The sequence below is a fragment of the Endozoicomonas sp. genome, from assembly GCF_031844845.1.
GTDB lineage: Bacteria > Pseudomonadota > Gammaproteobacteria > Pseudomonadales > Endozoicomonadaceae > Endozoicomonas.
This window is the reverse complement of sequence record NZ_JAVRMB020000236.1, coordinates 1-12,008: the sequence shown is the minus strand read 5'-3', so window position 1 is coordinate 12,008 and position 12,008 is coordinate 1. Positions and strand designations below refer to the sequence as shown.

9 protein-coding genes are annotated in these 12,008 nt (G+C 48.9%); 8 read left to right on the top strand and 1 reads right to left on the bottom strand.

Features of this window, described 5'->3' with window-relative positions:
• Positions 1 to 610: 610 nt before the first annotated feature.
• From dnaE to RM811_RS12490, 8 genes are all read left to right on the top strand, one after another.
• Positions 611 to 4,132, top strand: coding sequence for a DNA polymerase III subunit alpha (gene dnaE, locus RM811_RS12525; RefSeq protein WP_402524697.1), 3,522 nt, complete (start codon positions 611 to 613; stop codon positions 4,130 to 4,132).
• Positions 4,133 to 4,210: 78 nt separating this feature from the next.
• Complete coding sequence (locus tag RM811_RS12520) at positions 4,211 to 4,540, top strand: hypothetical protein (RefSeq protein WP_402524696.1); 330 nt, start codon at positions 4,211 to 4,213, stop codon at positions 4,538 to 4,540.
• A gap of 112 nt (positions 4,541 to 4,652) precedes the next feature.
• Positions 4,653 to 4,892, top strand: coding sequence for a hypothetical protein (locus RM811_RS12515; RefSeq protein WP_402524693.1), 240 nt, complete (start codon positions 4,653 to 4,655; stop codon positions 4,890 to 4,892).
• Positions 4,893 to 4,936: 44 nt separating this feature from the next.
• Complete coding sequence (gene accA, locus RM811_RS12510; protein WP_402524691.1) at positions 4,937 to 5,887, top strand: acetyl-CoA carboxylase carboxyl transferase subunit alpha; 951 nt, start codon at positions 4,937 to 4,939, stop codon at positions 5,885 to 5,887.
• Entirely contained in the window at positions 5,884 to 7,299 is a 1,416-nt protein-coding gene (gene tilS, locus RM811_RS12505) for a tRNA lysidine(34) synthetase TilS (RefSeq protein ID WP_402524689.1), read from the top strand. Before accA ends, tilS begins: the two co-directional genes overlap by 4 nt.
• Before the next feature lie 151 nt (positions 7,300 to 7,450).
• The gene (locus RM811_RS12500; protein WP_402524687.1) at positions 7,451 to 9,082 is read left to right on the top strand and encodes a CTP synthase; all 1,632 of its coding nucleotides are present in this window, start codon (positions 7,451 to 7,453) and stop codon (positions 9,080 to 9,082) included.
• Positions 9,083 to 9,094: 12 nt separating this feature from the next.
• On the top strand, positions 9,095 to 9,946 hold the full coding sequence (kdsA, locus tag RM811_RS12495; protein WP_402524684.1) for a 3-deoxy-8-phosphooctulonate synthase: 852 nt from the start codon (positions 9,095 to 9,097) through the stop codon (positions 9,944 to 9,946).
• Positions 9,947 to 10,435: 489 nt separating this feature from the next.
• Positions 10,436 to 10,996 (top strand): hypothetical protein, encoded by a 561-nt coding sequence (locus tag RM811_RS12490; RefSeq protein WP_402524682.1) that lies wholly within the window; start codon positions 10,436 to 10,438, stop codon positions 10,994 to 10,996.
• 72 nt (positions 10,997 to 11,068) lie between these two features.
• Here RM811_RS12490 and pstB read toward each other — a convergent pair whose 3' ends face one another.
• Positions 11,069 to 11,818 (bottom strand): phosphate ABC transporter ATP-binding protein PstB, encoded by a 750-nt coding sequence (pstB, locus tag RM811_RS12485; protein WP_402524749.1) that lies wholly within the window; start codon positions 11,816 to 11,818, stop codon positions 11,069 to 11,071.
• Positions 11,819 to 12,008: the final 190 nt, after the last annotated feature.

Below are 12,008 nucleotides of genomic sequence, written 5' to 3'. Positions count from 1 at the left end.
TTTTGTGTTGTCGTCATTTTTGTCTTGATCTCTGAAGATGAATTGATGGCTGCCTTGAAAGGCTGCCATTACAAATTCTTGTTTTGATGTCAGGTGTAAGAGATTCTCCCATTTTTTGGTTTTATCATTAAACTCAGTTGCTGAATCACTGGTTTTATTTCTTTGGTTGTTATCTGAAGGGTCTTTATTGAGAAAAATTCTTTGACTCTCTTGAATGTTTTTCTTTCTTGAAAATAGCGGTTGATTTTTTTTGTTGTCGGTTTCTGAGTCAGGGTCTTGTTTGTTTTTTAAATAGCAGTCTTTTATTTTTTCACAGGTTCGTCGATCCTCCCTTTCTACCGTTTTCCGAAATGGGGATGGCGTGATTGTGTGTTGATTGCATGTTGGAAGAGTCATGTTTTCTGATGTTGTTTTTTTGTTGCTTGCATTTGAGTTTCAGAGGATTCTATATCGTAATTGCATAGCCTTCAAATTATCATGCTGATTAAAGCGTTGGGGATGCATTTGTTTTGTCTATTTGGTTACCGAAAAACGCCTTTAATATTAATTTGTTAGAGTGGTCTCTTCATTGTTATCATGGCAAGATTGCCATTCAGGACTCCCTTCATCGATGACCGCACCCATAACAGCACGATTTATCCACTTACGGGTTCATAGCGAGTTCTCTCTCAGTGATGGTCTGGTACGTCTAAAGCCACTCATCAGTTCTACCGTTGGGGCTGGCCTGCCTGCAGTTGGCGTTACTGACCAGTCTAACCTCTGCGCCCTGGTGAAGTTTTATTCCAGCGCCATGGGGGCGGGTATCAAGCCGATTTGTGGGGCTGACCTGTGGGTGGAAAATCCGGCAGATAAGCAACTGCCATCTCGTATAGTGCTTTTGTGCATGAATGAGCAGGGCTACCATAATCTTACCGAACTGATCTCCCGGGCTTTTCTGGAAAATCAGCACTTTGAGAAGGCTCTGGTAAAAAGAGAGTGGATCATGGCGCAGTCAGAGGGATTGATAGCCCTCTCTGGAGCCAGGGAGGGAGAGGTTGGCCGGGCACTGTTGGCTGGCAAGAAACAGCTTGCCGGTGAGCTGTTGAATGAGTGGATGCAAGCCTTTCCTGATCGTTTCTATCTTGAGCTGCATCGTACCGGCAGGGCCGGTGATGAAGACTGTCTCCATGGTTCTGTTGAGCTGGCTGGCCAATTCAACTGTCCGGTAGTGGCAACTAACGATGTCATGTTTCTAACCCGGGATGACTTTGAAGCCCATGAATCACGGGTCTGTATTGCTGAGAGTATGGTGCTGGATGACCCCCGGCGCGAACACCGATACAGTGAAGAACAGTACCTGAAGTCAGAGGAGGAGATGTTAGCGCTTTTCTCTGACATCCCTGAAGCACTGTCTAATTCCGTAGAAATTGCCCGCCGCTGTTCTGTGCATGTCAAGTTGGGGGAGTACTTTCTGCCGGAGTATCCGGTGCCGGAAGGCAAAACCATGGACCAGTTTTTCCGTGAGTTTTCCCATGACGGTCTGACGGAGCGACTGGAGTTTCTGTTTGATACCAGTGCCCCGGATTTTCCGGAAACCGAGAAAATCTACCGGGACCGTCTGGACTTTGAGTTGGATACCATCCTCCAGATGGGATTTCCCGGTTACTTCCTGATCGTGATGGACTTTATCCAGTGGTCCAAAAATAACGATATTCCTGTTGGCCCTGGCCGGGGCTCCGGTGCCGGCTCGCTGGTGGCCTATGCCCAGAAGATCACCGATCTTGACCCGATTAAATACGACCTTCTGTTCGAGCGATTTCTGAATCCTGAGCGGGTATCGATGCCCGACTTTGACGTTGACTTCTGTATGGAGGGGCGGGACCGGGTTATCGACTATGTGGCCCGCACTTATGGCAGGAATGCGGTCTCCCAGATTATTACTTTTGGTACCATGGCTGCTAAGGCAGTGGTCCGTGATGTAGCCCGGGTTCAGGGTAAACCCTATGGGCTTGCCGATCGTCTTTCAAAAATGATTCCATTTGAAATCGGTATGACCCTGAGTAAAGCCTACGAGCAGGAAGAGGCGGTTCGGGAGTTTCTGGAAACCGATGAACAAGCCGCTGAAATCTGGGAGATGGCGCTCAAGCTCGAAGGGCTTACCCGAAATGTGGGTAAGCATGCCGGTGGTGTGGTTATTGCGCCCACTAAACTGACTGACTTTGCGCCTCTTTATTGCGATGAGCATGGTAAAGGGGTGGTTACCCAGTATGACAAGAACGACGTTGAATATGCTGGTCTGGTGAAGTTTGACTTTCTGGGCCTGCGGACGCTCACCATTATTGACTGGGCCCTGAAACTCATCAATCCGCGCCGGGAGCAGCGGGGTGAAGAGCCTCTGGCGATAGAAGCCATTGATCTGAGGGATAAACGCTCCTTTGATATGTTGAAACGGGCAGAAACCACCGCGGTATTCCAGTTGGAATCCCGGGGTATGAAAGACCTGGTCAAACGCCTTCAGCCGGACTCCTTCGAAGATATTATCGCCCTGGTGGCCCTGTTCCGCCCTGGTCCTTTGCAGTCCGGCATGGTGGACAACTTCATTAACCGCAAGCATGGCCGGGAGGAGGTTTCCTTCCCGGATGCCCAATATCAGCATGAGTTGCTGAAACCTATTCTTCAGCCCACCTATGGCATTATTCTGTACCAGGAACAGGTCATGCAGATTGCCCAGGAGCTGGCCGGTTATACCCTGGGTGGCGCGGATATGCTGCGCCGGGCCATGGGTAAGAAAAAGCCGGAGGAGATGGCCAAGCAGCGGTCGATATTCCAGGAAGGTGCGATCAGTCAGGGCGTCGATGGTGAGCTGGCGATGAAGATCTTCGACCTGGTAGAAAAGTTCGCCGGTTACGGTTTCAACAAGTCGCACTCTGCCGCCTATGCCCTGGTTTCCTATCAAACGCTCTGGTTAAAAGCTCACTATCCATCGGAATTTATGGCTGCGGTTATGAGCTCCGATATGCAGAACACCGATAAAGTGGTGACCTTTATCGAAGAGTGCCGTGATATGGGGCTGACAGTGCAGCCACCCAGTGTTAACAGCGGCGCATATATGTTTGGTGTTAACGACGAAGGTCATATTATATATGGTCTGGGTGCCATCAAGGGCGTGGGTGAAGGTCCTATTGAAGCCATTGTCAGGGCACGAAATGAGGGTGGGTCTTTTAAAGACCTGTTTGATTTCTGTGACCGGGTGGATGCCAAAAGTCTTAATAAACGAGTGATTGAAGCACTGATCCGCTCCGGAGCCCTGGATCTTCTGGGGCCTGCATCGGCCAAAGCAGAACGGTTGAATTTTAATCGGGCGGTGCTTGAAGCCTGCCAGGGTGAGGCGATAAAAGCCGCTGATCAGGCCGCAAAAAACCAGGATTCCGGGCTGATGGATATGTTTGGTGCTTTGATGCCCGCCGGTGAAGAGAACGTTTATGACGCCTATCTGAAAGCCAGTGAGTGGACCGATAAGGCTCGTCTCGGTGGTGAAAAAGACACGCTCGGTCTTTATTTGACCGGACACCCTATTGATGAATATGAAAGTGAGATTAAACACTTTATCCGTAACCGGATTAAGGACCTGCAGCCGGCCCGGGGTGACAGCCAGAATATTGCCGGGCTGGTGGTTGATATACGGATCATGAAAAACAAGAAAGGCGAAAAAATGGCCTTTGTTACCCTGGATGATCGAACCGGGCGAATTGAGGTTTCTTTTTTTGCCGATGTGTTTACCGAATATCAGCACCTTCTTCATAAAGATGCGGTATTGGTGGTAGAGGGCGAGGTTACCTTTGATGACTACTCTGGCAGCATAAAGGTTCGTTCAAAGAAAGTGATGAAAGTAGTTGATGCCCGCAGCCATTATGCCCGTCGACTGGTTCTGGACGTCAGCCATGAGCAGGTCGATGGCCACTTCAGCCGTAAGTTGTCAGCCATGCTGGGGGAACAACCGGGGCGCCTTCCGGTGAGAATTGATTTCAGCGGTGAAGATGCCCGCGCCAGTATGATGCTTGGAGACCAGTGGCTGGTCAGTCCCAGTGATGAGCTGGTGTTGGAACTCAGGCAGTGGCTTGGTAAGAATGCTGCTAAAGTGGAGTATGCCTGATGGCTTTGGTACAAATAGTCAATCCGGTATCTGGTAAGTTTTTATTATCATGGGTAATCCATTTTTGAGAATTGAGATATGATCAGCTGCAGTGCTGCTATAGGTGGGATAGGTGTAGCTGTTATCGGGGCGTATGACGACGTTGATCAACAATCTTATGACCTGGTAAGACGCTGCACAATATTGGCAGCTACAGGGGGTGTTGGTGTGTTCAGGCGAGGCGTTTCTTCTGAAGGTAGAGTCATTTCGGCATACTGTTTTCTGGGAGGAATTATGTATCTGAGTTTGGCGTATGCTTTCTCAAATAGCGATCACCATACCGGATTTATTAGTGGTGTGAGGGATGGGCTTAAAGACAGTGTTTCTTATATTGGTTTAGAATCTCGTCAAATCACTGCTTTTGATTGAAAGTTCATTCCGAAAAGTTAATTCCGTCAGCTAGCTACGTATTACTCAGCGCTAACCTGATCTCCCCAGAGCTTGCTCTGGGGTTAGTTGTTTCGCTTTCAGGTCTATTTTATTGTGTTTATTGCCTATGGAGAGAGCCGACTTCGACAAGGTTCGTTTACAGGCGTTTACGCTTTTTAACTCGACTTTCTGCCGGTGTTTACGTATTTTGATTCCTATTTATCATCCGGCCATGATTAAGCGGAGCCTGAGAGACAATCCGGTCACCCATGACAGGCAGAACAACCTGTCAGATACGGGGGGTCGTTGGGATTGCCGGGCAGTGGGTTGTGCTGGTGGCAAGCAGCCTTGAGCCTCTAAACAGCCTTGAGCCCCTAAATAGAGTAAGTGGATTTCATGAACCCGAATTACCTGGACTTTGAACAGCCTATTGCTGAACTGGAAGCCAAGATAGAAGAGCTTCGACTGGTGAGCAGCGATGCAGAGCTGAATATTACGGAAGAGATTGCAACACTGCAGGATAAGTGCCGCGGTCTGACGGACTCTATTTTTAATAATCTCACCTCCTGGCAGGTGGCCAAGCTGGCAAGGCATCCCAGAAGGCCTTATACGCTGGATTATATTCGTCATATCTTTACTGAGTTTGATGAACTCCATGGTGATCGGCACTTTGCTGATGATCCTTCCATAGTGGGCGGTATGGCTCGACTGGATGGTCGTCCGGTGATGATCATTGGTCATCAAAAGGGGCGTGAGATTGAAGAGAAGGTTCGTCGTAATTTTGGTATGCCCAAGCCGGAAGGTTACCGTAAAGCCTGCCGTCTGATGGAGATGGCAGAACGTTTCAATATGCCAGTCCTGACATTTATCGATACCCCGGGCGCTTATCCTGGTATTGGTGCTGAGGAGCGGGGGCAGAGTGAAGCGATTGCCTACAATCTGGCCGTGATGTCTCGCCTGAAAGTGCCTGTGATTTCTACGGTGATTGGTGAAGGTGGTTCTGGCGGCGCATTGGCCATTGGGGTTTGTGACCATCTGGTGATGATGGGTTACTCCACCTATTCCGTGATCTCACCGGAAGGCTGTGCTTCAATTCTCTGGAAAAAGTCAGAGTTTGCTTCCACCGCGGCTGAGGCCATGGGGGTAACCGCCGATCGTCTGAAAGAGTTGGGGCTGGTTGATACATTGATTGCCGAGCCTTTGGGCGGAGCGCACCGTGATCCGGAAACGGCGGCTATAAGTCTGAAAGCAACGCTGGTGGATCAGTTGAATAAACTTTCAGAGCTGGATAGTGACGCTCTGCTGGAGCGGCGTTACCAGAAAATCAGGAATTTTGGGTCACTTTGAGTTCAGTCGCCTCTTCTTGTTACCCACTCAGCCCTGAGTGGGTGTTCAATCAGTTATCCCTTAACCTTCAGTCTTTGCTTCCTGAATGTCCGTTAACGGTTGCTTTCAGTGGTGGCGTTGACTCTACCGTTTTGCTTCATCTGCTCACACTTTTGCGTGACCAGGGTGCTGTCTCTAAAGTGCAGGCAGTGCACGTTCATCATGGTTTAAGCAAACATGCTGATCAGTGGGCTGAGCATTGTCAGTCTGTTTGTGATCAGTGGCAGGTGCCTCTGACCATTGTCAGAGTTTCACTTGAAAATGAGGGGTATGGTCTGGAACAGGCTGCCCGGGAAGCCCGCTATCAGGTTTTTGTTAACGCAGTGAAGGGCGGTGGTTGCCTGCTGCAGGGGCATCACCGTGATGATCAGGCTGAGACTGTTTTGCTTCGGCTGTTCAGGGGGACGGGAGTTGATGGTATTCAGGGAATTCCTGAGCAAAGGCCCCTTGGTGATGGCGTGCTGTTTCGGCCCTTGCTGGTTGTTCCGAGATCTTCCATTGATGCCTGGGCTCACTCACATAACCTTGAGTTTATCGAAGACGATAGCAATAGGGATGAACGATTTTCCCGTAACTTTCTCCGTCAACGACTGATACCCATGGTTGAGGATCGTTGGCCCGGGGCTTCTGGGCGGCTGGTTGAGTTTGCCCGGGAAGTGGGGCAGATGAATCAGAGTGTGCAGCAGGAAACCAGAATTCAGCTCCAGTCGTGTATTGACTATCGTCCCCAATGGCTGCTTGACCGGCAGCCATTAATAAATAGTAAAGCCTTGCAAGAGCTTGATACTCGCTCCCGGAAGCTGGTCATCCGGGAGTGGCTGAAAATGCAAGGTATACAGCCTCCTTCAAGGGATACGCTAAAACGGATATTTCGGGAGGTCGTTGATGCGCGAGTTGATGCAGAGCCTCAGATAAAAATTTCTGACTGCCTTCTTCTCAGCCGTTATCAGGGCATGCTGGTGGTATTGGAAGCGAAAACCAGGTTGTTATCGTTTGCCCCCATGTTATGGGACTGGCAGAAAGATTCTGAACTCAGGCTTGGAGAACGATCATTAGTCTGTTATCAAGGATCTGCTGAAAATTTCAGAGCCATTTGTTTGCCGGAAAAGCCACTGTTGTTAAAGCGTCGATGCCATATTCCGGGTGATGAGAAGATTGCTATTGCCGGGCGAAAAGGGCGGAAAACCCTGAAAAAATGGCTGCAGGACTATAAGGTTCCGCCCTGGCTGCGAGAATATCTTCCTTTTATTTATGAAGGTGAACAAATGGTGGCGGCTCCGGGCCTTTGGGTATGTGAAGGTTACTGTTCAAGGACAGGTGACGGTTTCTCACTTCATTGGCAGAGCTGCATACAGAGCTGCATACAGAACTAATATCCTTCGGGAAACCGAGGGTTTAAAATGATGAATCTTCCAACAAATGGCAGGATAACGGTTTTACGTTTCCCGCCGGTTTTGGTATCCTGATTTCCCATCTTGAGTCTCTCTTTTCACCCCGCTTTTTTTATATTCACAGCAGGTAAGCATGACGCGTTATATTTTCGTCACCGGCGGTGTTGTTTCCTCGTTAGGTAAAGGCATCGCATCGGCTTCTCTCGCCGCCATTCTTGAGGCCCGTGGTCTCAAGGTGACGATGCTCAAGCTGGACCCCTATATCAATGTTGATCCGGGTACCATGAGCCCTTTCCAGCATGGCGAGGTTTTTGTTACTGAGGATGGTGCAGAAACCGATCTTGATCTTGGACATTATGAACGTTATATCCGCACCACCATGAAGAAGGCTAACAACTTTACTTCCGGTCGGATTTACCAGAATGTCCTGCGCAAAGAACGCCGTGGTGACTATCTCGGTGGTACGGTTCAGGTTATTCCGCACATTACCGACGAGATCAAACGTCGGGTGGTCAAAGGTGCAGGGGATGCTGATATCGCGCTGGTTGAGGTGGGTGGTACCGTTGGGGATATCGAATCCCAGCCTTTTCTGGAAGCCATTCGTCAGTTGAAAATGGAACTGGGTTCTCAGCGTGCCATGTTAATGCACCTGACTCTGGTGCCTTACATCAAGACGGCGGGTGAAACCAAAACCAAGCCAACCCAGCATTCGGTTAAAGAATTGCGCTCCATTGGTCTTCAGCCGGATATTCTGGTCTGTCGCAGTGAGCACTATATTGATGCTTCTGCGCGACGCAAGATTTCACTGTTCACCAACGTGGAAGAACGTGCCGTTATCTCTCTGGAAGATGCGGACAGTATTTATAAGATTCCCCGTATGCTCCATGAGCAAAAACTGGATCAAATTATTGTTGACCAGTTTGGCCTGAGTTGTCAGGAAGCCGATCTTTCGGAGTGGGATGATGTGGTGGATCGTGAGTTTAACTACTCCGAAGAGATCACCATCGCCATGGTCGGCAAATACATGGAACTGCTGGATGCCTACAAATCCCTGATTGAGGCGATTAAGCACGCAGGTCTTAAAACCCGGACCAAGGTGACTATTCGTTACGTGGACTCTGAAACCATCGAGCAGGATGGCCTGTCGGTTCTGGAAGGGGTTTCCGCTATTCTTGTACCCGGTGGCTTTGGTCATCGTGGTGTTGAAGGCAAAATTGAAACGGTGCGTTATGCCCGTGAGAACAAGATTCCTTTCCTGGGTATCTGTCTTGGCCTGCAGGTGGCTGTTATTGAATATGCCCGTAACGTAGCAGGTCTGGATGGTGCCAACAGTACCGAGTTCGACCGTCAGGCAGCCCATCCGGTTGTTGGTCTGATTACCGAGTGGATTGACGCTGACGGCATGATTGAAAAGCGTGATGAGGCCTCTGATCTGGGTGGCACCATGCGCCTGGGTGCACAGAACTGTAACCTGATTACTGGCACTCATTCCCGTGAAGCCTATGGTCAGGACGTTATTACCGAGCGCCACCGTCATCGTTATGAAGTGAATAATCATTACGTTGAGACGCTGGAAGAGGCCGGTCTTAAGATTGCTGGCCGTTCTGAAGACAACAGCCTGGTGGAAATGATAGAGGTTCCGGATCATCCCTGGTTTGTTGCCTGTCAGTTCCATCCGGAATTTACGTCAACACCCCGTGATGGTCATGGCCTGTTTGCTGCGTTTATTAATGCAGCACAGTCTTTCAAGCACGCTTCCAAATAAGGCTGACCGTTCATGCAGAGCAAGATAGTTGATATCAATGGTATTCAGGTCGCTAACGACCAGCCATTTGTCCTGTTCGCCGGGATGAATGTGCTGGAGTCCCGTGACCTGGCCATGAAGATAGCTGAAGAGTTTGTACGGGTTACTGAAAAGCTCGGTATTCCTTACATCTTCAAGGCATCATTTGATAAGGCTAACCGTTCGTCCATTGCCTCCTACCGTGGGCCGGGCATTGATGAAGGGCTGAGAATCTTTCAGGAACTGAAGGAAACTTTTGGTTTTCCTGTGATTACTGATGTTCATGAGGCTCATCAATGTCAGTCTGTTGCGGAGGTGGTGGATGTTATTCAGCTGCCAGCGTTTCTGGCACGGCAGACTGACCTGGTTGAAGCCATGGCGAAAACCGGTGCGGCGATTAATATCAAGAAACCTCAGTTTTTGAGCCCGGGCCAAATGGGGAACATTACTGACAAGTTTCGTGAAGCAGGAAATGATCGCCTGATTCTCTGCGAACGCGGTGCCAGCTTTGGTTATGACAACCTGATGGTTGATATGCTCGGTTTTCATACCATGAAACAGGTCAGTGGTGGTGCGCCGGTGATTTTCGACGTAACTCACTCCCTGCAGTGCCGTGACCCAATGGGCGCCGCTTCCGGTGGTCGTCGTCATCAGGTAACTGAACTGGCTCGTGCTGGTATGGCGATCGGTCTTGCAGGACTGTTTCTGGAAGCGCATCCGGATCCGGATAACGCCCGTTGTGATGGTCCTTCTGCGCTTCGTCTGTCCATGCTTGAGCCTTTCCTGGCTCAGATGAAAGCACTGGATGAGCTGGTTAAGTCATTTGATGCGCTTGATACACACTGATATTTGTTCAGTGGTTGATTGAATAATAAATTCGTTTACTTTTAAGCCTGTTCATTCCGATGGATGGGCTTTTTTATTTGTCCGGTAGCAGCAGGTTATTCTGGATCAGGAAGGCTGGGATTACCAAAAAGGCATAAAAGCCACCTGTCAGGGCATTCACATCCTTGTAAAATGGAGCTTGTGCATAATAACTTGCTGGAGTCGTGCTGTACTGGTGGTTCGCGAATCAAGCAGATGTCGTTTAATTACTATTCTGGTTTTTATGTTCAGGAAGACTACTATAATCATGGTGTTTTTCAATTTCAGGGTGAACCTGAAAGAGGCTTAATCCAATGATTTCAGATATTTCATTTCAATATAGTTTTAAACAGAGTTTCTCTGGTGGTGTTGAAGTTGTTGATATCAGTACCGGCAGCACTGTTTTCCATACGGATTAATTTTTCGAGTAATTCCCTTCAAGTCAGGTACTGCTATTATCGGGGTTTCTCCATGAAAGCGTTAAATTTAAAGCTGGCTGGCCTCCTGTCGTGTTTTCTGATATTTCCCGTTCACGCTGTTAATAAGTCTACTGTTGTTAATGAAACCAACAGGCCGATTGTTGTTGTCTGGACTGCACATGGGTGTTTGCACATCAGGTATGGTCACCGTACGGTTTGCGGAGGATTGATCCTTGGGCCGGGGAAGAAGCATAAATATCAATATAATTGGGGAGCTACTAATGATCACATTCATGCTGGAGTGTATGTAAAAAAGCGTAACGAATTTTTGGTGCCAGGCGCCATTGCGGCAAGATATCACACAAGAGTGAAGGGGAATTGCAAACTCCCGTCACCGGATGGAAAAGTTGTCCATATAACATCGATGACCATTGATGAAGACAAGCTTATTATCAATTGTTCATATGAAATTCGCTCCCCTTCCTCTGGAGGTAGTCCTTTATTCAGGGAATCTGAATGCGCCGATGACTCCGATGAAGGCTATTGCTCTGATGAAGGTTACGACCCTGAGGAAAGTGATAGCTCAGAGGGGAGTTGTGATTCTAATGAATAAGAATTTTCTCATAATTTCTTTCGGCATTAAAAAATGGCGACCGATGATAGCCATTTTCAGGGTTGCTTTTTTTCAACCAAAATTTCCGGCAATGTAATCACGGGTTTTCTGGTGGTCAGCGTTGTGGAAAATCTTGTCCGTTGGCCCGAATTCCATCAGCTCTCCCAGGTACATAAAGCCAGTGTAGTCCGAGATACGCATCGCCTGTTGCATATTATGGGTGACGATGACGATGGTGTATTTTTGCCTCAGCTCAGTGATCAGCTCTTCAATGGCGGCGGTGGCCAGTGGGTCTAAAGCCGATGTTGGCTCATCCATCAGAATCACTTCCGGTTTCAGGGCGATGGTACGGGCAATGCAGAGGCGTTGTTGCTGGCCACCGGACAGGCTGCTGGCATCGGCGTCTAATTTGTCCTTTACCTCTTTCCAGAGGTGAGCCCGCTTCAATGCTTTTTTGGCGCGAACGGCCATTTGCGGTGCGGACATCCCACCCTGCATTTTCAGACCAAAGGTGATGTTGTCGTAGATGGACATTGGGAATGGAGTTGGCTTCTGGAATACCATACCTGCTTTTGAACGCAGGGCGTTCAGGTCCACATTGTTTTTGAGAACATCTTCTCCATCAAGCAGGACTTCACCTTCAGCATGCTGAGTACCATAAAGATCATAAATACGGTTCATGGTGCGCAGCAGAGTAGACTTACCACAGCCGGAAGGGTCGATCAGTGCTGTTACCCGGTTGTTGTAAACTGGCATGTTGACGTCTTTCAGTGCAGGCTCGGCATTTTTGTTGTAATAGAAGTTCAGGCCCTTCACCTCCATACGAGGTGCAGGGTTGGCACTGCTTAACTCAGTGACAGAAGCAGGCTCAGCCAGCGGGTTGTTCTGTGCTTCAAGAGTCTGTTCGATTGCTACATTCATGGTCATTTGGCAGCCTTTCTTGCTTTCAGCCAGCGAGGTAACACGGTGGCCAGAATATTTATAATCAGAATAAATGTGGTGATCAGCAGAG

Excerpts from the sequence above, each read along its gene's own strand:
- dnaE (WP_402524697.1), top strand. The coding sequence starts at position 611 with ATGACCGCACCCATAACAGCACGATTTATCCACTTACGGGTTCATAGC.
- RM811_RS12520 (WP_402524696.1), top strand. The coding sequence starts at position 4,211 with ATGATCAGCTGCAGTGCTGCTATAGGTGGGATAGGTGTAGCTGTTATC.
- accA (WP_402524691.1), top strand. The coding sequence starts at position 4,937 with ATGAACCCGAATTACCTGGACTTTGAACAGCCTATTGCTGAACTGGAA.
- RM811_RS12500 (WP_402524687.1), top strand. The coding sequence starts at position 7,451 with ATGACGCGTTATATTTTCGTCACCGGCGGTGTTGTTTCCTCGTTAGGT.
- kdsA (WP_402524684.1), top strand. The coding sequence starts at position 9,095 with ATGCAGAGCAAGATAGTTGATATCAATGGTATTCAGGTCGCTAACGAC.
- RM811_RS12490 (WP_402524682.1), top strand. The coding sequence starts at position 10,436 with ATGAAAGCGTTAAATTTAAAGCTGGCTGGCCTCCTGTCGTGTTTTCTG.
- pstB (WP_402524749.1), bottom strand. The coding sequence starts at position 11,818 with ATGGAGGTGAAGGGCCTGAACTTCTATTACAACAAAAATGCCGAGCCT.